Here is a 22,377-nt window from a genome sequence, read left to right as displayed (position 1 = left end):
GCGCCACCGAGCCTTTGGCGCGGTCGTCAATCATCGCACACCGCATTTCGCAATGCCGTGGCGACGGCCACCTGATGCTCCCGTGTCAGGTGCGGATGCATGGGCAGGGAGAGCAGTTCGCTCGCTGCACGCTCAGCGATCGGCGCCGCGCCCGGCTGGTACCCCAGGTGAGCGTATGCCCGCGTGAGGTACCAGGGATCTGGATAATGCACGCCGGCGCCGACCCCGGCCGCCGTGAGCTCCGCGAGCACGCGATCGCGCTCAGCGACCCGGATCACATAGAGGTGCCAGACGTCGCTGTTGCCGGGCATCGTCTGCGGAAGGACCACGCTCGGGACATCGGCGAGCAGCTCCGCATAGCGGTCGGATGCCTCGCGACGGCGGGCGTTCCAGTCGTTCAGTCGGGCGAGCTTCGCGCGCAGCGTCACGGCGTGAATCGCGTCCAGTCGCGAGTTCATACCGACGACGTCGTGTACGTACCTGGTCGCAGAACCATGGTTCGCCATCAGACGTACGGTCTTGGCCAGGTCCGGATCATCGGTCGTCACCGCCCCGGCGTCGCCGGACGCGCCCAGGTTCTTGCCCGGGTAGAACGACGTCGCGGCGATCGCGCCGATGCTTCCCGCACAACGGCCGTGGCGGGTAGCGCCCTGGGACTGAGCGCCGTCCTCGACGATCGGAAGATTCGCTGCGGCGGCGATCGCCTCGAGTGCTTCGACCGGAGCGACCTGGCCGTAGAGATGGACCGGAACGATCGCGCGGGTCCTCTCGGTGATCGCCGCGGCGACGGCGTCGGGTGAGATGAGCAGGTGATCGCGGTCGACGTCGGCCGGCACGGGGATCGCCCCGATGCGGGACGCGGCCTCGGCGGTGGCGATGAAGGTGTTCGCCGGCATGATCACTTCGTCACCGGCACCGACGCCCACGGCACGCAGCGCCAACTCCACGGCATCTGTGCCGTTCGCGACGCCGATCGCGTGTGCGACGCCGACGAACTCGGCGAACTCTCTCTCGAATGCCGCGACGTGGGGACCGCCGACGTAGCAGGCGGCACGGAGGACCTCCAGAACCTGAGGCTCGACCTCGTCGGCGATCTCAGCGGCCTGGGCGCGCAAGTCGACCAACGGGATGTTCACTTCGGCTCCCTCGCCCTCGTCAGGCTGCGGGCAGGGACTCCGGCCCAGATCGTTTCCGCGGGCTGGTCGGACAACAGGACCGATCCCATGCCCAGAGTCGCCTCCGCGCCGACACTTCGCTGCTCACGAACCGAGGCGTTCATTCCGATGTATGCGGCTTCCCCGACGTGGACGGTGCCGCCCAGGACCACCCCTGCGGCAAGGGTGGCGAAGTCGCCGAGAACGTCGTCATGAGTGAGCACGACGTTCGGCATGCACACGACGTGCGCGCCGACGCGCACGTCCGCGGTCAGCACGGTGCCCCCGAGCAGGATGCTGCCGACACCGACCGTGCAGCTCGCCGGCACATGAACCGACGGGTCGATGATCGTTGCATAACGGTCGGCCCCGATGCCCCGCTCAGCAAGTCGTCCGACGATGGACCGGCGGCTCGCACCCTTCCCCGCGCACACCACCAGCTTCGCCTCGGGATGTTCGTCGACACGCTGCAGGGTGCCTAGTACGGGCAGACCCGCAATGGTCGTCCCGGCCTTCGCGGGGTCATCATCCAGGTATCCGAGAAGCGTTCCCCCGCTCCAGCCGGGATGCAGGCAGGCGGAAGCCGTCTCGCGAGCCAGCCCGCCGGCGGTGACCAGGATGATCGGCACGGTCATGCTCCCTCGACCAGCACCGCGATGACCCGCTCCTGCTCCGCCTGGGTCAACTCGTGGTAGAGCGGCAGGATCAGGGTGTTGTCCGTCAGTCGCTCCGTATTCGGGAGCGAACCCACGGGGGCGAGATCGCGGTATGGAGCCTGGCGATGCGCGGCCATGATTCCGCGCCGAGCGGATATCTCGGCCTGCGCGAGTGCCCCCAGCACGCCCTCACGGTCCAGCGGGTAGTCGTCTTGGACCTCGACCCAGTAGGACTGGAAGTTGCAGGTTCCGTAGTCCGGGTCGGCGACGGCTCTGAGCCCAGGGACGTCAGCGATGGCCTCGGAGTACCGGTGGGCGAGCGCTCGCCTGCGGAGGACCGCCTCGTGGAGTCGATCGAGTTGTGCGAGGCCGACCGCCGCCTGCAGGTCCGTCATCCGGAAGTTGTAACCGACTTCGTCGTAGCTCTCGGGGGCCGGCAGGACACTGCCATGGCGGTCCGCCGCAGAGTCGCTCATGGCGTGCTCGCGCAACTTCCTCGCGCGATCCGCCCAGTCGTCCCGCGACGTCGTCAGCATTCCACCTTCGCCGGTGGTGAGGATCTTGCGTGGGTGGAACGACCAGGTGGTCAGTTCGGCACCGGTTCCGACCGCGCGGCCACGATAGGTCGATCCCGCGCCGCAGGCTGCGTCCTCGATGACGATGATGCCCCGCGCGTCGGCGAACCGGCGGATCGGGTCGAGGTCTAGTGGAACGCCTCCTTGGTCGACGCCGATGATCGCCTTGGTGCGCTCGGTGACGACGGGCTCGATGGTGGCCACGGCGAGGTTGCCGGTGGTGACTTCGACATCCGCGAAGACGGGAGTTGCGCCGACATAGCGCACGCAGTTGGTCGTGGCGATGAACGAGAACGACGGGATGATCACCTCATCCCCGTCGCCGACGCCGGCCACCACGAGAGCCAGCTGCAGTGCTGTGGTGCACGACGAGAGCGCCACGGCACGGTGGGCGCCCTGTCGTGCGGCGAAGGCGATCTCGAACTCAGCGACGCGTGGTCCCTGAGCCACCCAGCCGGACTCGAGTACCGCCGTGACCGCGGCGATCTCCTCGGCCCCCAGCCAAGGCTTCATCACATTGATGCGATTCATCGGCTTGTCCCCGTGCGTTGGAATTCCGCACGTTCCGACTCGCTCAGTTGTTCGCTCATGCTTGGGATTTCCCTTCAGGACCGGCATCATGCAGATGACAGAGGTGACCGATGCCAGAAGAGCTCCGCCGGCGCCGTTGGGTACTCATCTGCCTCGCGGCATATGCGACAACGGTCGCGCTGGTTGTGCTCTTGCCGATCTCGTACGCGACGATCGTGCAAGCCATCGCGGAATGGCTCGACACGACGCTCGGCGTCGGCGGGTTCGGCGCGGGTTGGATCGAGTCCATCGCGAACGTCTTCATGTTCCTTCCGCTCGGTCTCTTGCTGACGCTGCTCTTCCGACGTCCTTGGTTCGGTGTCTTGCTCGCACTTGCTCTGTCGGTCGCCGCCGAGCTCGCCCAGCTCGTCATTCCCTCGCGGCAACCGAGCCTGCGAGACATCCTGGCGAATGCGCTCGGAGCGGCGCTGGGGGCAGCGCTCGCGTGGCTGTTCGTCGTCCGGCGCGATCGCCGGGAACCGTAGCGATCGAGTCCGGGCATTACGGCACCACCGACGGGGACCAGGCGTGCTCGATGAACATCTCGGGTGACCCAGAGCCGTCGGCAGGGAGGGACCAGACGTCCGTGTCGCCGGGCGCACGTTCGCGCGGCAGTCCGTACAGGATCGTGTCGTCATCGAGCCAGGCGATCTGGTCATCGACATCGCGGGTCTCCGTGTCCAGCACGCGCACGGTTCCCCCGGCGAGATCCATGATCGCCGGCGTCCAATGCGCAGTCGGTCCCGACCCTGAAGTGACGCGCTTGAACGCGATGCGTGAGCCGTCCGGCGAGAGCGACGGGCACTCCACTCCGGATGCGACGGCGGTGAGAGTCCGATTCTCCAGGTCACCGCGCACCAAGTAGGTCGTGCCGATCGTCGTCAGCCCGGCGGTCGCGTAGAAGCTCGTGTCGTCGATGAATGTCACGCCCCAGTAATTGCGATCAACGGGGGAGACCACTTCGCCGTCGATGATGAGCGCGTACTCCTCCAGATCGCCGAAGTCGCGTCCATCGGTGGTGTGCACCTCGGTCTGCGTCGAGAAGCCCACCGTCGCGTATGAGTGGCCGGTCACGAAGGAGGTCGTCGCGACCAGCGCACCGTCGGGAGAGATCCGGGCGCGGCTCGGGATGCCTGACAGCGGCCACGACTCCACTTGGGCGCCGTCATCTGTGTAGAGGGTCGCCGTGTAGCGGGGGACCACCCCTCGCTCGGTCCTCAGGCAGATGAACTCGGCGTCGGACGCGGCGACCCGGTCACAGGCACGGTCCACGAGAGCTCGGGGTCCCTGCGGATCGCTGAGCGCGACGCTGGCGACCTGACCGTAGCCGTCGCCTGCCGCGGTGTTACGGAACACCACACGGTCGCCCGTCGCCCAGTCGTGGGAGGAGGAGGTGGCGATCTCGCTGGGGCCGGATCCCCTCGCCTGGTACTGGAGCCAGCCGAACACGCCGACGCCGGCCGCGATGCCGATCACGATCACCGAGATCAGTGCGACAAGCAACCACTTCGCCCGCTCCGTCATGACTCGCCCCTCACAGGCATGACGGGCCTGAGCAGCAGCGCGGCGACCGGAATCGCCATGGCGAGGAGGCCGGCAACGACGAGCATCGAGGTCTCGCGTCCGAGCGCATACCAGAGGAATCCGAATCCCACCGCCGAGACGAACCGGGTGAGCGCGACCACTGTCTGCGCGGCCGCGATGCCGGTCCCGCGGGTCTCGGGTGTCGTCAGCTGCGCGGCCAGCGCGGCGAGCACTCCGTCTGTCGCCGCGTAGAAGGCGCCGAGGAACACGAGGCACAGCACGGTCGCGGCGACGTCCGCGACCGGCAGCGCAGCGGTGATGTAGGCGGCGAGCAACGCCGCATGCCCCCACACGAAGACGCGCGTGCGGCCGATGCGGTCGGCGAGAGCTCCCAGGGGGATGGCGAGCGCGAGGAAGGCGACGTTCGTGCCGACATAGAAGAGAGGGAACCACTGGGCGGCGAAACTGCCGCGTGACTGCAGCACGAGATAGACGAAGCCGTCCCCGATCGTCAGGAGCCCCAGCAGGCCGGCCGCGGCGAGCACGCGGCGCATCGGGCCGTTCGTCACGATCTTCCAGTCGAACCGAACCCGCGGCGCGGCATCCGGCTCCCCAAGGGTGGCTGGGCGGGGGCGGGTGCGCACGTTCGGCACCACGACACCGAGGATCACGACGCCGATTGTCGCGAATCCGAAGGAGGTCGCGAAGATCGTTTCGTAGCCGTCGGGGATCACCAGCAGGATGAAGAACGCCAGCAGCGGGCCGACGGCCGCACCGATGTTGTCGAGTGTCCGATGCGCGCCGAACGAGATGCCCAGCCTCTCCGGTTCGGAGGCGGCAGTGATGAGCGCGTCCCGCGGCGCGGTGCGGATCCCTTTCCCCACACGATCGGCCGTTATCACGGCGGTGATCGCGGCGAAGCCGGAGCCGAAGAGCAGGCCGAGCCGGGCGACCGCGGCGAGCGCGTAGCCGGTGAAGGCCACCCACTTCGGCTGGTCGAGGCGGTCTGAGACATGCCCTCCGGCGATCCGCACGAGCGCGCTCACGCCCTGGTAGAGCCCGTCGAGGAATCCGAACGCGATCGTCGAGAGTCCGAGCACCCCCGTGATGTACAACGGCAGGATCGCCGAAACGGACTCCGATGAGATGTCGGTCAGCATCGAGACGATGCCGAGCGTGATGACGGTCGACGAGACGGCGCGGATCCCGGCGGGGCTGTGCGGCTTCATCGCGGACGGCGCGCCCTCCTGCTCCCCGGGCTCGGGTGTGTTCGAGAAGGAGATGTACATGACGAGGGTCAGCTCGTCCGGAAGACGCCGTGCACCATGTACACCGTGCCGGTGCCGGCGGCAGGCGTGAATGCGAGGGTCAGCGAGTCGAAAGCGCTCGTATACGAGAGCGACCCGTCAGGGCTCGGCGGCGCGGCCACCAGCCCCTTCGACGCCCACAGCTTCGCATAGTGGTCGCTGACCTGCTCCGGCGAGGCATCCGTCCGTGCCAGGAGCGACACCTGCATCACGCCGCCCTCCGTCGCGATGTCGTTCTGCACGACTTCCGCCCCCGGTGCGGGACCCATGACCTCTGCGGGAAACCCATCGACGAGCTGCCCACTGCCCGAGGCCGACTCCGGCAGCGGTTCCGTGAGCAGCGAGGCCGGTGGCGGCAGGGCCGGGAGGCCGCCTGCGCTGTCCGTCTCTGTCTCGCTCTCGGGCGTCTGGGGCACCTCGCTCCCTGTCGTGGGCGTCGCGTCCGGCAGGGGTCCTTGAGTGACGGATGCCGACGGAGAAGGAACGGGCGGCGTGGCCGCGGTTTCGGCCGTCTCGCCGGCCGACGCAGTGAAGAACCACACGGCGGCCCCGACGAGCACGAGCACGACGACGCCCACGGCGATCAGCACGCGCCACATCGCCGGCGTGAGCCTTGCCCGGCTCGCCGTCTTAGCTTCCTGCCGATCCTCCATCGGCGGCCCCCCCAACCGTTCTCGCGACCTAACCCCTGGTCGATGCTGTTCCGTGTCGTCGCCGCACGCCCTCACGCGCCGTCCCAGGGACCCGCGGCCACGCCCAGTTGGGGGAATGGGCAACCGCCGCGCGCATGACCGCCAGTGTGCACCTGGCGGAGCGCGTCGGCTCGTGACCGCGGATCCGGTTGTTGGCGGCCGGCGACGCCGTTGTCGCCGGCCTGGTCTGCTGCGGGGGCATCAGTACGCCCCCTTCGGTGCGATCATGACCCGGGCCGTGCGCCACATGATCATGACGTCCGTCGCGATCGACCAGTTCTCCACGTAGCGAAGGTCCAGTCGCACGCTCTCCTCCCATGACAGGTCGCTGCGACCGCTGATCTGCCAGAGCCCGGTGATGCCGGGCTTGATGTACAGGCGCCGGTAGACCGTGCCGTCGTACCTCGTCACCTCCGCCGGAAGGGGCGGCCGCGGCCCGACGATGCTCATGTCGCCGCGCAGCACGTTCACGAATTGCGGCAGCTCGTCGATCGAGAACTTCCGGAGCACGGCTCCTACGCGCGTCACCCGCGGGTCTCGCTTCAGCTTGAACAGCGGGCCTGCCCCCTGGTTCTGGGCGTGGAGCGCATCGCGCCGTCTTTCGGCGTCGACGCCCATCGTGCGGAACTTCACCATCCAGAACTGACGGCCATCGCGTCCCACCCGGAGTTGGTGGAAGAGCACGGGGCCTGGGGAATCGAGCTTGATCGCAACGGCGATGAGCGGGGTGACGAGCAGGATGGGCACGAGCGCGAGCATTGACAGCACGACGTCCATCCCGCGCTTGATCGCGTGGATTCCGCCTTCGAACTCCGGGATCTTCACCTGCACGAGCGGCAGGCCGTCCAGGGGTCGCAACGAGAGTCGCGGCCCGGCGACGTCGGTGAGCCGGTTGCACAGCACGAGCTCGGCCGCCGTCCCCTCCAGCTCCCAGCCGAGGCGCCGCACGAAGTCGCGGTCGTCGTCGGGCGTGCTCGCGACGACGATCGCGTCGGCGCCGGAGGTGCGGCCGAAGGCCGCGGTCGAGCGGATCGATCCGATGACGGGGTACTGCCGGCCGTCGATGTCGATGGGCTCGGTCAGCGACTCGGTGGTCGTCGCGCCGATGACGTGATACGCGTGGTGGGGGTCGTTGACGAGTTTCTCGATGACGTACTCGACATCGTCCCGGGATCCCGCCACGATGACGCGCGAGACGCACTCGCCCCGCTCGCGCTCGTGGATGAGCCACTTGCGCCACATCCAGCGGCTGAACACCAACGTGACCAGCCCGAACGGCAGGGCGACGATCACCTGCGCGCGCAGTCCGGGCAGCTGAGCGAGGATGAAGACGGTCGACAGGACGCCGAAGGCGAGGCCCGTCGCGTGACCGATGCGCTTGTACTCGGCGGAGCCGGCTCCGAGCACCGAGGGTTCCCGCGTTCGCGCGAGCCACAGCAGGACCATCCACGCAGCGATGACGAACGCGCCGATGCGCGCGGGCCCCGCAAGATCCGCGAGGTCGGCACCGGGTCCAGCCTCGACCACGGTCGCCGCCGCGACGGCGACAGTGACACTGACCGTGTCGGTGAAGTCCAGCCGCCGCCGGAATCGCCGCTCCCAGAGATGGCGGCGCTCCAGCGACGGCTGGACCCTTGGGGCTACTGCAGCGGGAAGGGTCTCGAAGAGCGGGCGCGAGAGGATCGGGCGTCGGCGGAGTGTTCGGGTCACTCCGCCGGCGCCCGCGGGCGCCGCGTCGATCGCGGCCGGGTTCAGACCGCGGTCCACCGCGCGCACGATGACGCGTCCTCAGCAGACATCAACTTCTCACTGGTCGGCGCGACGTCGTCGTCGGGTGCCGTCGTCGGCTGACCATTCCCCAGTGCGCAGACCCGGCCGGGTTGTCGGGTCGAAGGGATCCCCAGATCTCTTGCGCGATGTCACTGTACGCCCGCCGAGCCAGGACCGGAAGACTTTTCCTGCGAAAACTTGACAGCCCTTAAGGGGAACCGGTATTGGGCCGAGGCCCGCCTTAAGTTCTCAGCCGATCAAGTTGACCAACGCGTCCAGCCCCATGCCGTAATTGATGCGCACTGTCGGCAGGGCGAGCTTGTCGGTGCCGATCGTGACGTAGCCGGGCTCTATGGTGCGGGCCATCTCCCAGCCCGCCTGGCGCAGGCCCTCTTTCGCGGTGTCGTTGTGGTGCCCGAACGGGTAGGCCATGATCTCTTTGACCCCGAGTACGCCGTACGACGCCTCCATGTCGGCCACGATCTCGGGCACCGAGAGGTTCGTGATGAGCCCGTCGCCGTTCGCGCCCGCGCGATGCATGTCGTGCGTGTGCGACCGTCGCAGCACGTAGGCGTTCGGGGGCGGGTCCTGCCGGTATGCGGTGATCATGAACGACGTGGTGAGCACCTTGTACTTGTCGACCACCGGCGCTGCGAGGTCGAACCAGGTCTGGTCGGCGTCGTCGTCGGTGACGATCACCGAGTGGTTCGGCAAGAAGAGGCGCCCGTCGATGAAGGCCGACAGCTCATCCCACGTGGGCAGGTAGAAGCCCGTCGTCGCGATGTGGTTCATGTGTGCGTCGAAGTCCCCGATGTAGGCGTAGTTGCCGCGCAGCCAGCCGCTTTCGCCGCCGGGATTCGCGGTGAACTGGTGATACATGAGGATCGGGATGCGGGCGTCCTCGGCCGCGTTCTGCTCGGGGCTCATCCACGCGCCGTACAGCGTGACACGCTGGTCCGTGCAGACGACGGGTTCAGAGCCGTTCACGCGTGCGGGAACCGCGAAGGCTGCGGCGTCCGCCGGCGTCGCGTACCAGCCGGCGAACACGAGCCCGTCGCGCGTAGGGATCGGCAAGCCTGCGTACAGCGCGCCCTGCGTCTGCAGCATGGGCGCGTCGGCGATGCCGTCACCTGTGAAGCTCACCGCGCATGCCGCAGGGTCGGTGGTGGACGCGAGCAGCTGCTCTTCGGGCGTCAGCGGCGTCGGGGTCGGCGTGGGTGTCGCCGACGCGGTCGCGGTGGGCGCAGCATCCGTCTCCTGATCGTCGGCGCCTGCGCGTGCGAAGCCGATCGCCGCGGCTGTGCCGCCGATGGCGGCGAGCAGCACGACAGCGCCCGCGATGCCCGCGAACAGGCGCCGGCGACGCACCCGCGCCGACGGCCGTCGGGCGGGAGGTGTGCCGAAGGTGGCCATGAGACTCCCCGCGTCGGGACCGCGCATCCCCACGTGCGATCTCTGAAGGGGATGCTACCCGGATGCCGCGTCCGCCTGCCCGACCGCGGCGCGGGTTGTGGATGATCCGCGTCGCCTTGCGGCGTCGGTGTCGCTACGCTCGTTTCCCATGCTGCCTGCGGACTGGATCGAGCACCGTCGCGCCGACGGCGAGATCCTGGGCTGGATGCTCGCCTCGGGCGGCGGTTTCCGCGTCTTCGACCTGCTCGGCCGTGACCGCACGCCCGACGGCGTCGCGGACCTCGAGTGGCTCGCCGCCGAGGAGCTGCTCGAAGAGCTCGGCATCGGCTACCTCGCCGACCGGTGGACCCTTCGCCTCGCGGACGGCACCGAGCGACCGGTGCGGATCGCCGAGGCGAGCGCCCGCGGCGTCACGGTGGTCGCGGACGAGTATGGCGCGGCATCCGCCGTCGGCGCCGATCCCGAGCGCTTCGTCCTGTCCTTCCCGGTCACCTCCGAGCTCGTCCCGCGCTGAGACGTCGCAGACCCGTCCGCCGACCACACGCGCAACGACCGGTGCCCGACGGTCCGAAGACCGTCGGGCACCGGCGCCGTGATCTTCGTCGTGTCAGCTGTACAGCGCCCTGAGTGCCGCGATCGACTCGGCCACGTCGGAGCCGGGCGCGGCGCCCGACTTGCGAGCGGCGTTGTCGAGCTGTGCGGCGACGGCGCGGTTCGCGCTGCCGTCGCCCGAGAGCACCTCGGCCTCCGCCAGGTGCTTGCGCACCTGCTCGATCGCCTTCGGCGTCAGCGACCCGGCGCGCTCCGCCTGATCGACGTACGCCCCGACCACCGCGAAGCTCGGCGCGTGTTCGAGCTTCGTCTGCAGCTGGGCGTTGAACTCGGCCTGCTGGATCTCTCCGGCGGCCTCGATCTCGTTGGCCGACATCCACGGGCTCGGCGTGAGCCCGAGGGTCTCGAAGCCGCGCGCGATCTCACTGCCGAGGACGTTGCCGTTGTACCAGTACGTCGACCAGTACCCGCCGAGGTTGAGGCCGGTCGGGTTGGGCGTGTTGATCGGGCCCCGGTCGAGATACGCGATCTCCTTCGGGTTCTTCGTGTCGGTGAAGTCGATCACCGACAGCCCGCCCTGGTACCAGGCCTGCACCATGACGTCACGACCGGGCACCGGCACGATCGATCCGTTGTGAGCGACGCAGTTCTCCTGCGCCGTCTGCACCGCGGGCAGCTTGTAGTAGCTCGCGAACTGCAGCTTGCCGCCGACGATGTCGAACAGGGCGTCAGCACCCCACTCGGGCTTGTCCGTTGCGCGGCAGCGGGCCGACGTGCCGCCGCCCCACTCGTCGGTGAAGATCACCTTCGTGCCGTCGTTGTTGAACGTGGCCGAGTGCCAGTACGAGAAGTTCGGGTCGGAGACCGCGTCCAGTCGCACCGGGTTCGCCGGGTCCTTGATGTCGAGCAGGATGCCGTTGCCCTGGCAGGCGCCGGCGGCCAGGCCGATCTCGGGGTACGCCGTGATGTCGTGGCAGGTGTTCGTGTTCGGCAGCGGCGAGTAGTTCGTGCCGGACGGATGCTGAGCGCCCGGGAGCGTGTTCTGCAATCCGTTGTAGGCACCCGTCGCGACGTCGGTGAAGATGCGCGGCTGGCTCACGACCGACGCTTTGCCGGGCTCCGCGAGCGGCACCTTGATGACGTCGATGCGCCACTGCGTCGGGTTGCCGGTGGTCACCGGGCTCTGCGTGAGCGCGGCGTTCTCGCACCCGGCGAGCTCGGCGGCCGGGCGGACGCCCGACGTCCCCGAGTTGTAGATGTAGATGTTCGCCGGGTCGTCGGGGTCGGTGACCAGGGTGTGCGTGTGCGATCCGCGGCATGTCTGCACACCGGGCAGCTGCACCGGGTGGTCGATGTCGCTGATGTCGAAGATGCGCACGCCGCGGAACCGCTCGAGGTTCACGCTTCCGGTGGCGCCCTGCGCGCCGCAATCGATGCGGCCGCGCGTCTCTTCGACCGACATGAACAAGAGGTTCCCGTAGACCGACACGTCGCCCTGACCGCCGGGGCACACGAACGAACCGCGCAGTGTGGGGGCCGCGGGATCCGAGACGTCGTAGACCTGGAAGCCGTTGAAGTTGCCGACGATGGCGTTGTCGCCGGTGAAGGCGAGGTCGGAGTTCACGAAGCCGAAGTTGCCCGGAGGAGCGTCGAACGGCGCGACGCGCGGAAGCGTCGCGAGCAGCTCGATGTTGCTCGTGATCTCCGGGACGTCGAGGTAGCCGGCGGGCGCACCCTCGCGGGGGTCGCTCTCGGCGGAGGCGGCGGTGGCCGTCAGCACCGACGCGCCGAGCAGGAGGGCTCCTGCTGCGGCGAGCGTGCGTCTGCGCCATCGCGCGGATCGGGAGTTCTTCATCGGACGTGCCCCTCTCACTGCGCTGGATACTGATGCCTCCGGCAGGAGCTCGTGCACGACAGCGTGCGCGAACCAGGCCCTGGGGGAGGCCGATGCTCGGAATCTATCGGTCTTCTGTGTCTCCTGGCTAGGATCGATTCGGGCACTTCGGGCCCCGCCATCGGTGTCGGAGGAGCGTTCTGTGACCCCAGTCGTCGCTCGGATGAGCGTTGTGCTCGCCATCGCGCTCGCGCTCACCGGATGCACCGCGACGCCGCCCGAACCTCGCCCGACCTCGACCGCCCCCGTCGTGCAGCTGGGCGCTCCCGGTGAGGAGGGCCGAACGCTCGCGCCGGGCGAGCAGCTCGAGATGACGCCGGAGGCGCACACCCAGACCGACGTGGTCTTCGTCCGCGACATGCTGCACCACCACGCACAGGCGCTGGAGATGACGGGTTACGTCGAGGACCGCACCTCTGACCGCGACATCCGTCTCCTCGCGGAGCGCATGCGGGTCAGCCAGGAAGACGAGATGGTCCAGCTCGAGACGTGGCTTCAGAACCGCGGCGAGCCGGTGAGGGATCCGGATGCTGCGCACGACGAGCACACGCTCATGCCCGGGATGCTGACTCCCGAGCAGATGGAAGCGCTCGAGGCCGCCGAGGGGGAGGGCTTCGACACGCTGTTCCTGCAGTCGATGATCCAGCACCACCAGGGTGCCCTCGTGATGATCACGGAGCTCTTCGGCAGCGCCGACGGTGCGGAGGCGGAGCTCGCGCAGCTCGCCAACCACTTCGACTCCGACCAGCGCATCGAGATCTCGCGCATGACCTCGATGCTCGCCGAGCGATCCGACTGAATCCGCCGACGCCCGGTGGGTACGCTGTGAGCCATGACGATCCTCGTGCTCACGCTTGTCGGAGGCGATCGAGCCGGTCTCGTCGCGGCCGTCGCCGATGTGGTCGACCGCCACGGCGGCAACTGGGAGAACAGCCAGCTCGCCGAGCTGTCGGGGGTGTTCGCCGGCGTCGTGGAGGTCTCGGTCGTCCCGGCGCGCGCGGACGAGCTCCGTGAGTCGCTGTCGGTGCTCGACGGGCTGCTCTCCGTCACGGTCAGCACCGGCTCCGAGCCCTCCCCGGAGGCTGCCGCCATGCGTCCGCTGACCCTCCAGGTGATCGGCAACGACCATCCGGGCATCGTCAGGGAGATGACGACGGTCCTGCGCTCCCACGACATCAGCATCGACCGCATGACCACCGAGACGCGGGAGGCGGCGATGTACGGCGGTCGGCTGTTCGAGGCGACCGTGACCGCCCGGATCCCGGCATCCGTCGATCTCGCCGCCCTCACCCAGGAGCTCGAGCGGCTCGCGACCGAGATACAGGTCGACGTCACCTTCGAGTCCTGAGCCGCGCGGTCAGGCGAGGTCGCGGAGCCGTGCCGCGAGCCCGGTGCCGTCGCCGGCTCGCCGTTCGTAGCCGACGGCGATGATGAGCAGCACCGCTCCCACCACCGACAGTGTGATCCACCACGGCATCGCCTCGATGCCGCGGCCGATCTGCACCATGAACGCCAGCACGTTCTCGACAGGCAGCACGACGATCCCGATGAGGAACGGCGCGGCGAGGCGCCGGGTGGCTCCCACCAGGATCGCGACCAGGGCGATCGCCATCACGAGGATCGCGCGCCACGTGCGCGGGTCGGTGTAGGTCGCCGCGACCGACGCGCTCAGCATCGTCACGAGCCCGGGTGCGAGCAGCGGCCACGACCCGGTCCAGCCGGCGGGCCACGCCTCGAACGACCTCGTGGGCGCGAACGGTGCGGGCCGGCGCAGCGCGAGCGCCCCGGCCGCGAGGAGGAAGAGCCCGAGCGGCAGCGAGAACCACTCGACGCGCAGGTCGCGAGGACTCCACGCGACCACCGCCGTCGCGAACGACACCGCGAACAGGAACCACACCGGTGGCAGCGCGGTCGGCGCCCGCAGGCCGCGCGCGGCGACGGCCACCATGAGCGCGAGCAGCGCCAGCAGCAGCGCCCACATCGTCCAGATGACGGACCAGTCCCGCTCGATCGCCGGCCACGCCGCGACCCCGACGATCAGCACGGCGGGGGCGCCGAGCGAGCGCGTCCGCGAGAGCAGCGTGCCCGGTGTCGCCCCGACGTGCAGCAATCGGGCGGCGCTCGCCGCTGCGCCGGCGCCGACGAGCCCGAACGCGAGCGCCGCGACGATGAGCGGATCCGTGGGCGCGGCGTCGAGCCCCGTACCCCACCGCACCCCCTGCACTGCGGCGGCCGCGGCCGCCGTGATCGCGACGGCGAGCGTCGGCGCGCTGAGCAGCCGCAAGCGGCGCACACGTGGTGCGGACGCACGGGACACGATGACGGATGCTGCCACCAGCGCCCAGGCCGCGCCCACGAGCGCGTACGCCCGGGCCGGGAAGCCGGCGTCGATCGCGAGGGCGGGCATCGCCGCATCCGTGCCGTCCAGCGCGAGCGCGATCAGCACGGGGACCACTGCAACGGCCAGGCCCACGGAGTACAGGCCGACGGCCGGACGCCCGCGCGCGGTCAGCCAGGCAGCGACGATCGCGACGCCGAGGGCGGGGGGCAGCAGGTACGGCTCGAGGCCCGTGACGCCGACGATGCCCCACGCGCTCCACAGAGCACCCGTGAACGCCGTGCCGGCGAGCGGCCACGCGTAGCGGCGCGGCGAGAAGAGGGCGGTCGCGACGAACCCGATGCCCAGGATCACGAGCACGAGCAGCGTGGTCGGCAGCCCCGCCGACGTGCGAACGAGAGAGAGTCCGACGGCGATCACCGCCGTGAGGAGAGCGGATGCCTCGACCGCGAGCCCTGCAGCCCGCACGGGTGCCGCCGGCAGGCGTCGCGAGAGCGCGCCGGCGAGGAGGTCCGCCGACGCCAGCACGCCGGCGACGATCGCCGCGATGACGGGGAGCACGATCGGCGAGCCGCTCATGGGCAGCAGCTGCGCGCCGAGGCACACCGCGACCACCGCGACGGCGGGCACCAGGGTCGCCGCGGCGAGCGTGCGCACGACGATGCCGAGCCCCGGTCGTGTCGTCGTGACGAGCGTCAGGGCGAGGCAGAAGATCACCGCGGTCGACAAGGCGGTCCAGCCGCTGCGCTCGAACACGACCTGCAGCACGCCGATGGCGAAGGGCACGGCCGTCACGACGAGCACGGCGTACCACTCGCGCGACGGGACTCGGCGGGCGAACGTGACCGCGATGGCGACGACGCCTGCCGCGCAGGTGGTGAGACAGACCACCACGATCGGGTCGGCGCCCGCACGGGCGAGCGCCGTCGCGAGCACCACCAGCGCGTAGGCGAATCCGACCCCCACGTGCACGAAGCGCGCCGCGCGCGGCACCGTGAGCGCGAGCACGCCGAGGGCCGCGACGACGGCGGCGCCCGCCCACACCGTGAGGTCGTCATCGCGCCACGACAGCACCGCGGCGAAGGCGACGGCCGCGTGCGCACCCACCACGAGCGGCATGCGGACCGCGGCCGAGGCATCCCGCAGCCGTGTCGTCGAGACGCCGCCGGCCACGACCGCCGCGACGAGCCCGATCGCGACGCGCGCCCACACCTCGAGATCCGGCAGCGCGAGCACCGTGAGGAACGCGAGCACCGCGTACCACGCCCCGAGGAATCCGAGCCACCGGGTCCCGATGGCCGGCGGCCGCCACGACTCGAGCGGTTCGGTGTCGGGGACGGGGATTCGGGGCGCTTCGGGTGCGCTCGGGGCGTGCGGCGCGCGCCCCGAAGGCACGGCGTCCGCCCCGAACCCGTGGGCAAGGGGGACGGATGCCTCGTCCCCGACCGCACCGGCGAGTGCGACGCCGTGCGGGGTCGTGATCGCCGCGAACGACGCGAGCGACAGGGCCAGCGCAGCCAGGCCCGCCGTGAGTGCGAGCCCGGTCGCCGACGGCAGCACGGTGCTCGGGCCGGCGATCACGCCCCCCAGCGTCAGGAAGGCGGTCAGCGTCGGGATCACGGCGACGGCCGCGACGACCGCGACGGCTCCGGCGAAGAACGCACCGCGCGCGACCACGCGATGCAGGGGGCTGAGCGCACCCGCGACGACGAGCCCGAGGCCGGCGGCGACGGGGAACGCCACGAGCCAGTTGCCGAGACCCGCCGCGGTGAGGGACAGCACCGCCGCGGCACCCACGATCGCCGCACCGGCGACCGCGCTCCACAGCGCTCCTGCGAGGTGCCGGGCGGATACTGCGGCGAGGGCGGCGATCGCGACCAGGGCCGCGCTCGCGAGGTACGCGGGCGAGACGCGGGTGGAGGCATCCGTTCCCCATACCGTCGCGAGCGCGGCGGCCACGAAGCCGAACTGGACGACGGTGAGGGTCACGGTCTCCGCGGTCAGCGGGCGCCCGAAGCCGCCCGACCCGCGGGACGCGAAGGCGACCAGCGCGCTCGCCGCGGCTGCCGAGGCCAGGCAGCCGGCCGTCGCCGAGAGTGCCGAGGGGGTCGCGAGGCCGAGCATCAGTGGGACGAACGCCAGGGCCACGAGGCCGCTCCAGAGCCACGCGCGGATGCCGGCTCGCGGGCCGAGCCCGGCGAGGGCACCGCCGGCGACCAGCGTCGTCAGAGCGGTGAAGACCCATCCGTCCAGCCCGGACGGAAGCAGCGCGAGCGTCGTCGCGATGGTGAGGGCCAGGAACACCACGCCGAGGGCGCCGATCGCCTCGGCGGAGAAGCGCAGTCCGCGGCGCGCGAGGACGGCCGATCCGCCCAGGAACGCCGCGGCGATGGCTCCGACGATCGCCGCGCGCGGCAGCGGGTCGGCGAGGTCGGGGTTGAAGAACGTGAACACGACGGCCGCGACGGCCACGAGTCCGGCGCCGGCGACGGCCAGCACGGACTGCACAGTCGCGGAAGGCCCTGCCGCCGGAGAGGGCGTCGCCGACGGAGCCGGAGGGTGGTGGGCGACGACTGGCTCCGCGGCGACGGCGGCGCTCGGTGCCTCCGCCGGGACGATCGGCACGCGCTCGAGCACGAGCTGTCGTGCCGTGAGCGCATCGACGGCGTCCTGGGACGCCTCCCACAGATCGCGGCCGATCGCGCCGCGGAAGTCCGCGCCGCAGGCCGGGCACCGCCGCTCGGCGACGATGCCCGAGCCGCATACCGGACAGCGCACGACGTCGAGGAGCTCCGCGATCGCCGTCGAGCTCCACGCCGGCGCCGTCCTGCCACTCGCCGTCGCTGCGGTCATGCCTCGCCCTCCGCCGCGGCGATCGCCGCCGGGTGGTCGTCGGGCACCCACTCGAGGATGTCGCCGGGCTGACACTCGAGCACCCGGCAGATCGCGTCGAGCGTCGTGAAGCGCACCGCCTTCGCGCGCCCGTTCTTCAGCACCGAGACGTTCGCGGGCGTGATGTCGATCGCGGCGGCGAAGTCGGTGACCGACATCTTCTTCTTCGCGAGCTGCACGTCGAGGTTGATGATGATCGGCATCACACCACCTCCGAGAGGTCGTGCTCGAGCCGCGAGGCTTTCCGCAGCAGCCCCCGCAGCACCACGATCAAGAGCGACAGGCCGGCGCCGACCACGACGCCGAGCAGAAGGAGCAGCGTGATCGACGGCGTCATGAATCCCGTGAGGCTCAGTGCGATGAGCGCGACGAGCACCAGGAACGTCGCGAACGCGACCGCCGCGAGACTGACGTCGACGTCGGGGAACGCGCTCTCGCTGAAGATGCTGTCTTCGCGGACGAGCGACAGCAGCCGCCACACGCAGACGAGCACCACCTGCACGCACAGGAGGAAGAGGATGCCGACGATCGTGCCCGGGATCTCGAAGTACGCGATCTCGGAGTAGCGCACCGCCGACTGGGCGGCGACTGCCGGGACCACGAACACCTGGCAGCACAGCAGCAGGAGGAGGAGAGCTGCGATCAAGGCCTTCAGGACGACGATGGTGGTGCGCTGCATGCGAGCCTGCCTATCGATAAACGGTATGTACCTATCGACATTCAACATGCCATGAGCGCCGGACCGCAAGGGCGCTCCAGCCGCAAGGGGTGAACACGAGGCCCGGCCCCGCCCCTCGACGCGATGGGAGAGGCGGGGCCGGGCCCGTCGTTCATGGCCGGCGCGGTCCGCGGCGCGCGCCCGTTGTCAGATGGCGACTCGAACGGAGCGCGGGCGGTTGCCGGGATCCGCCGGGACTCCGGGGGTCCCGTGTCCGATCCCGTGCCCGCCGCCGGGATGTGCGCCCTGCGAGCGCTGGGCGACGAGGTACACGCCGTCCTTGCGGTAGTCGAGCCGGTACGCCGCGCCTTCGGGTGCGCCGGTCACGACGAGGTCGGCGAACGTGCCCTGTGAACGCACGTGCTCGATCACCCGGGTGCCGGCCGCCGCATCGCCGAGGCCGCTGACATCCAGCTCGAGGACTCCGCCGTAGCGGGCGGCGCCGTCGACGCTGAGAGCGGGCGTCGATGCGTCCTCCAGCGTAAGCCGCAGCGTCGTGGACCGGCGCTGCGTGTAGTCCGATTGAACGCGGACGGTCTCGGCGGCCGCATCGACAAGGCTTCCGGAACGCAGCTCGACCGCGCCGGCGCCCAGCGACGAGGGGAGGCTCGCGACCACGTCGCCGCCTGAGACGAGCACGCCGCCCTCGAACGAGTTGTCGCCGGCCAGCGTGAGGGTCCCGGTGCCCGTCTTCGTCAGACCGCCCGCACCGTCGATGTCGTTGAGCCACACGTCGGCTGCCGAGAAAGCGCCCGCTGCGGCATCCATCGACACCTCGACGTCACGGTCGAACGCGCCGTATCCGTGCGCTGCCGCGTAGAGGTCGATGCGCCCCCAGCCCTCCTCGTCGTCGACGAGCGGCAGACCCGATTCGAGCGCGGTCGAATACAGCACCCAGCGCAGCTGCTCGCCGCTCAGGTAGGGGAAGCGCGAGCGCAGCAGCGACTCGGCGCCCTCGGGAACCCGCGGCGCTTCGCCCGCGGCACCCACGGCCGACAGGCCGAAGGAGGTGAGCTCGACGTAGCGGGTGTGCTCAGCCACGTACGCGTCGCGGTCGGTGCCGAGAGCCGGTGCGAGAGCGAGCAGCGACCGCGCGTCGGTGCGCGCCTGCGCGATGAGCTCCGCGTTCGCGGGATCGGCCAGCGTGGCACCTGCCAGGCCGGTGGCGAGGATCCGCCCGCCGATGACGTCGAGCGGCGAGTGCATCCCGGCCACGACCCGGCTGTAGCCGAGCTCGGCCGACGTCATCAGGAGGTCGTCGTAGTGCTCGGGTGCCGATGACGCCAACCCGAGCCCCGCGAGGAACGCGGCATTCGTGTGACCGCTCGGAAAGCCGCCGTCGGTCGCCGCGTTCTCCTCGGGCACGAGACGCACCACGAGCTCGGGCACGACCTCGACGTCGTCGCTCCAGCGGAACGGGCGCATGTACTGGTAATAGTTCTTCGCGTTGTTCCCGCTCGCAGACGAGCCCCGCAGCGTGTCGACCAGTCGCACTGCCGAGCCCAGCGCCGACGTTCTGTCGGCCCACGCTCCGTTCGCGTTGCCGGCATCGTTGTACGAGACCTCGAGTGCATCCGCGGGAACCTCGGTGATCGTGGTGCCGGCGTTGGTGAGCGCCATGAACGACTCGGCGTCGCCCGCGAGCCCGGCGATCGCCGAGTAGCTCTGGTGGCGGCGATCGTTGATCCAAGCCTGGGCGCTGTCGGCGGCGGTGCGATTCTGGGTGATCCGCTCGGCGGTGCCGATGTTCTCCGCATGCACCTGCGCGTTGAGGACCGTTCCGTCGTTCCATGTCGCGCCGGGCGAGAAGTAGTCGAGCATCGGTGTGAGCACGCCGATCGCGGGGTTGGTCTCCGGCGTCGCGTTCGCCCCGGTGTTCTGCGTGTACGTGCGTGCGAACGTCCCGTAGGCCCCAGGGCGGGGTTCGATCGCCGTCGAGGGGGTGAAGGCCTCGGAGTCGCCGGAGCCCGCGGGCCGCGCCCCCGGACCGCCGGGGTTGCCGTTCGCCTGCGCGGCGGCGGGCGTGAGGATCAGGGATGTCAGTACGACGCACCCGATGGCGGTCGTGGTTCTTCCTCGGCTGAGGCGAGGTCTGCGGTCGGTGATGGTCACGTCAACTCCTTCGTTCGACACCCCCTGGGGCGCGCAGGCACGCCGCAGCGAGGCCTCGACGCAGCGGCCATGGGGGGAGGGGAACACGCCGGCTGCATCGTCCTGCGCCTTCGCGGGCGCGGTGCGCGTCTCTTCGACACGGTGCGCGAACGCCCGGCGCAGGTGCGCTGAAGCCAACTTATTGAGAGTTGTAAGAATGTGCAATAGTCCTGACAAAGGCAGGATCCGCATCGCTCCGACGACACCACCGCGGTGCCGCTCGACGCCCGGCGCGAGTAGCGTGCGGAGGCGTGGGCTCCCTGATCTACTTCAACTCCGCCTCACTCGACGGCTACATCGCCGGCCCCGACGGCCGCTGGGACTGGGCCACGCCCGACGCCGAGGTGCACTCGTTCGTCAACGATCTGATGGCGCCCACGCGCACCCACCTCTACGGGCGTCGCGTCTACGAGGTCATGAAGGCCTGGGAGGACTTCCCGCTCGACGACCTTTCGCCCGCCGAGCGCGCGTTCGCGCTGCAGTGGCGCGACGTCGACAAGGTCGTCTATTCCGCGACCCTCGAGGCCGTGACGACCCGCCGTACCGAGCTGCGCACCACGTTCGACCCTGATGAGGTGAGACGGATGAAGGATGCCTCGGCCACCCCGATCGCGATCGGCGGCGGTCGGCTCGCCTCGGTTGCGGCGCGCGCCGGCATCCTCGATGAGGTGCACACCGTGATCGCGCCCGCGGTCGTCGGGGGCGGCATCCGCTTCCTCGACGAAGGGCTGCGTCTCGACCTGGAACTCATAGGCGAGCGCCGCTTCGCGAAGGGGTCCGTGTACCTCGGCTACCGCGTCAGGCGCTGAAGGAAGACGAAACCCCCACGATGTAGAAGCTACGCGGGGGTTCCTGGGGCGAGTGTAACGCTCGCCCTTGTGGCTCCGACCGGCATCGATCCGGTGACCTTTCGATTTTCAGTCGACGCAGGGGGGTTCCGCGTGAGTCCGTCTCGGTCCAGAACCCGCGGAATCACGCGGATCCAGCGCGTTCTGGATCTGCCTCGATCAGGCCGGATCTGTGCCGTTCGTGGGTGAAATGTGGGCAAAAGGCCCACGGTGGCGTGTGCAACTGACGGAGCCCTATGACAGAGGGGTCGCTGCTTTCTGTTTGAGGCGCTCGTAGGGCGTTTGGCCACCGAGGGCGCCGTGGGGCCGATCGTANTGTGCAACTGACGGAGCCCTATGACAGAGGGGTCGCTGCTTTCTGTTTGAGGCGCTCGTAGGGCGTTTGGCCACCGAGGGCGCCGTGGGGCCGATCGTAGTTGTAGTGGTCCTCCCATTGTTGGAGTCGTTCGGCGAACAGTCTGGTGTCGTCGAGGACCTCGCCTTCGAGGAGCTTGTAGAACTCGTCCGAGTCGATGCGGTGGGACCTCTCCACCTTGCCGTTCAGGCGTGGCGTGCGGGGTCGGATCTTGACGTGGTCGATGCCCTTGTCGAGCAGGTGCCAGTGGAACGCTTGCCCGAACTCCGCACCGTTATCGGTCTGCACCCGTTCGATCTGGAACGGCAGCTTCGCCAGGACGTGGTCGATGAACTGGATCGCGGTCTTCTGGTCGTTGCGCTCGTAGGCGCGGAGCACTCGGATGCGGGTGCAGTCGTCGATCGCGGTGTACTGGTACCACCGCTTCTTCTTGCCTTTCTGCCCCAACGGTTCGATGAACTTCACGTCCACCTGCAGCGCGTGACCGGGGCGTTGCTTCTCGTACCGCTTCCAACGGGTCTGAGTGCGCTTGTAGCGTTGCGAGGTCGGCAACCGACCCAGGCCGAGCTTATGCAGGATCCGCCACACCCCGGACTCGCTGATCGTGACGTCGTGATACCTCGCCAGGTACATCGAGATCTTCTGCGGCCCGAAGTGGTACTGCTGCCGCAACCAGAGGATCTTCTCGACCACGTCGCGATCCGTCTTCGTGGGCTGGTGGTGCGGGGCGCTGGAGCGGTCCTTCAGTCCCGCAAACCCCTCCGCCTCGTATCGTCGCTTCCAGCCGTAGTACGCCTGCCGGCTGATCCCGTAGTAGCGGCACGTCGCGGCCACGTTGAAGCTGACTTCCTCGACGTGCCTGAGCACCGCGAGCTTGTGATTCGCCCGCCGCTCGAGCTCTCGATCTGACATGGAATCTTCCTCCCAATCGGAAGACCCAACTGTCAACAACCTCCGTCAGTTTTAGA

At 69.7% G+C, this 22,377-nt stretch carries 19 protein-coding genes; 5 read left to right on the top strand and 14 right to left on the bottom strand.

Features of this window, described 5'->3' with window-relative positions:
* Nucleotides 1-26 precede the first annotated feature (26 nt).
* Genes ASF40_RS00095 through ASF40_RS00085 form a run of 3 tightly spaced genes read right to left on the bottom strand, consistent with a single transcriptional unit; the run spans nucleotide 27 to nucleotide 2,898 of the window.
* Nucleotides 27-1,136, bottom strand: a complete 1,110-nt coding sequence (locus ASF40_RS00095; protein WP_056364719.1) for a DegT/DnrJ/EryC1/StrS family aminotransferase — start codon at nucleotides 1,134-1,136, stop codon at nucleotides 27-29.
* On the bottom strand, nucleotides 1,133-1,789 hold the full coding sequence (locus tag ASF40_RS00090; protein ID WP_056364716.1) for a NeuD/PglB/VioB family sugar acetyltransferase: 657 nt from the start codon (nucleotides 1,787-1,789) through the stop codon (nucleotides 1,133-1,135). Before ASF40_RS00090 ends, ASF40_RS00095 begins: the two co-directional genes overlap by 4 nt.
* Nucleotides 1,786-2,898, bottom strand: coding sequence for a DegT/DnrJ/EryC1/StrS family aminotransferase (locus ASF40_RS00085; RefSeq protein ID WP_200919402.1), 1,113 nt, complete (start codon nucleotides 2,896-2,898; stop codon nucleotides 1,786-1,788). The genes ASF40_RS00090 and ASF40_RS00085 overlap by 4 nt, the downstream gene beginning before the upstream one ends.
* Before the next feature lie 128 nt (nucleotides 2,899-3,026).
* Here ASF40_RS00085 and ASF40_RS00080 point away from each other — a divergent pair, with 128 nt between their 5' ends.
* Complete coding sequence (locus ASF40_RS00080) at nucleotides 3,027-3,440, top strand: VanZ family protein (protein WP_082496758.1); 414 nt, start codon at nucleotides 3,027-3,029, stop codon at nucleotides 3,438-3,440.
* A gap of 16 nt (nucleotides 3,441-3,456) precedes the next feature.
* On the opposite strand, the gene ASF40_RS00075 is transcribed toward ASF40_RS00080, so the two are convergent.
* The 5 genes from ASF40_RS00075 to ASF40_RS00055 form a co-directional block, all read right to left on the bottom strand.
* Entirely contained in the window at nucleotides 3,457-4,479 is a 1,023-nt protein-coding gene (locus ASF40_RS00075; RefSeq protein WP_056364708.1) for a TolB family protein, read from the bottom strand.
* Nucleotides 4,476-5,768: an MFS transporter gene (locus ASF40_RS00070; RefSeq protein WP_082496757.1), complete on the bottom strand. Its 1,293-nt coding sequence runs from the start codon at nucleotides 5,766-5,768 to the stop codon at nucleotides 4,476-4,478. Before ASF40_RS00070 ends, ASF40_RS00075 begins: the two co-directional genes overlap by 4 nt.
* A gap of 8 nt (nucleotides 5,769-5,776) precedes the next feature.
* On the bottom strand, nucleotides 5,777-6,439 hold the full coding sequence (locus tag ASF40_RS00065) for a hypothetical protein (RefSeq protein ID WP_235560068.1): 663 nt from the start codon (nucleotides 6,437-6,439) through the stop codon (nucleotides 5,777-5,779).
* Between the two features lie 240 nt (nucleotides 6,440-6,679).
* Nucleotides 6,680-8,245, bottom strand: coding sequence for a sugar transferase (locus tag ASF40_RS00060; RefSeq protein ID WP_235560067.1), 1,566 nt, complete (start codon nucleotides 8,243-8,245; stop codon nucleotides 6,680-6,682).
* A gap of 252 nt (nucleotides 8,246-8,497) precedes the next feature.
* Nucleotides 8,498-9,661 carry a polysaccharide deacetylase family protein gene (locus ASF40_RS00055; protein ID WP_056364702.1) on the bottom strand — a complete coding sequence of 388 codons (1,164 nt, stop codon included), beginning with the start codon at nucleotides 9,659-9,661 and terminating at the stop codon, nucleotides 8,498-8,500.
* 148 nt (nucleotides 9,662-9,809) lie between these two features.
* Between ASF40_RS00055 and ASF40_RS00050 the strand changes: the two genes are divergently transcribed.
* The gene (locus ASF40_RS00050; RefSeq protein WP_056364696.1) at nucleotides 9,810-10,175 is read left to right on the top strand and encodes a hypothetical protein; all 366 of its coding nucleotides are present in this window, start codon (nucleotides 9,810-9,812) and stop codon (nucleotides 10,173-10,175) included.
* A 93-nt stretch (nucleotides 10,176-10,268) separates the two neighbouring features.
* On the opposite strand, the gene ASF40_RS00045 is transcribed toward ASF40_RS00050, so the two are convergent.
* Entirely contained in the window at nucleotides 10,269-12,068 is a 1,800-nt protein-coding gene (locus ASF40_RS00045; protein ID WP_056364694.1) for an LVIVD repeat-containing protein, read from the bottom strand.
* A 181-nt stretch (nucleotides 12,069-12,249) separates the two neighbouring features.
* On the opposite strand from ASF40_RS00045, the gene ASF40_RS00040 reads away from it, so the two are divergent.
* Nucleotides 12,250-12,906 carry a DUF305 domain-containing protein gene (locus ASF40_RS00040; protein ID WP_157549292.1) on the top strand — a complete coding sequence of 219 codons (657 nt, stop codon included), beginning with the start codon at nucleotides 12,250-12,252 and terminating at the stop codon, nucleotides 12,904-12,906.
* Nucleotides 12,907-12,939: 33 nt separating this feature from the next.
* Complete coding sequence (locus ASF40_RS00035) at nucleotides 12,940-13,455, top strand: glycine cleavage system protein R (protein WP_056364688.1); 516 nt, start codon at nucleotides 12,940-12,942, stop codon at nucleotides 13,453-13,455.
* Nucleotides 13,456-13,464: 9 nt separating this feature from the next.
* On the opposite strand, the gene ASF40_RS00030 is transcribed toward ASF40_RS00035, so the two are convergent.
* From ASF40_RS00030 to ASF40_RS00015, 4 genes are all read right to left on the bottom strand, one after another.
* Nucleotides 13,465-17,298 carry an SCO7613 C-terminal domain-containing membrane protein gene (locus ASF40_RS00030; protein ID WP_056364686.1) on the bottom strand — a complete coding sequence of 1,278 codons (3,834 nt, stop codon included), beginning with the start codon at nucleotides 17,296-17,298 and terminating at the stop codon, nucleotides 13,465-13,467.
* Complete coding sequence (locus ASF40_RS00025) at nucleotides 17,295-17,540, bottom strand: helix-turn-helix domain-containing protein (RefSeq protein WP_056366551.1); 246 nt, start codon at nucleotides 17,538-17,540, stop codon at nucleotides 17,295-17,297. The genes ASF40_RS00030 and ASF40_RS00025 overlap by 4 nt, the downstream gene beginning before the upstream one ends.
* The gene (locus tag ASF40_RS00020; protein ID WP_056364683.1) at nucleotides 17,540-18,016 is read right to left on the bottom strand and encodes a DUF2975 domain-containing protein; all 477 of its coding nucleotides are present in this window, start codon (nucleotides 18,014-18,016) and stop codon (nucleotides 17,540-17,542) included. Before ASF40_RS00020 ends, ASF40_RS00025 begins: the two co-directional genes overlap by 1 nt.
* Before the next feature lie 186 nt (nucleotides 18,017-18,202).
* Nucleotides 18,203-20,167, bottom strand: a complete 1,965-nt coding sequence (locus ASF40_RS00015; RefSeq protein WP_056364680.1) for an acid phosphatase — start codon at nucleotides 20,165-20,167, stop codon at nucleotides 18,203-18,205.
* A gap of 290 nt (nucleotides 20,168-20,457) precedes the next feature.
* Here ASF40_RS00015 and ASF40_RS00010 point away from each other — a divergent pair, with 290 nt between their 5' ends.
* Nucleotides 20,458-21,015 carry a dihydrofolate reductase family protein gene (locus ASF40_RS00010; protein WP_056364678.1) on the top strand — a complete coding sequence of 186 codons (558 nt, stop codon included), beginning with the start codon at nucleotides 20,458-20,460 and terminating at the stop codon, nucleotides 21,013-21,015.
* A gap of 373 nt (nucleotides 21,016-21,388) precedes the next feature.
* Here ASF40_RS00010 and ASF40_RS00005 read toward each other — a convergent pair whose 3' ends face one another.
* Nucleotides 21,389-22,321 carry an IS481 family transposase gene (locus ASF40_RS00005; protein ID WP_056364676.1) on the bottom strand — a complete coding sequence of 311 codons (933 nt, stop codon included), beginning with the start codon at nucleotides 22,319-22,321 and terminating at the stop codon, nucleotides 21,389-21,391.
* Nucleotides 22,322-22,377: the final 56 nt, after the last annotated feature.

The sequence above is a fragment of the Microbacterium sp. Leaf288 genome (assembly GCF_001422925.1).
Taxonomy (GTDB): Bacteria; Actinomycetota; Actinomycetes; order Actinomycetales; family Microbacteriaceae; genus Microbacterium.
The sequence above is the reverse complement of the archived record's forward strand: the minus strand, read 5'-3'. Positions and strand labels throughout refer to the sequence as shown.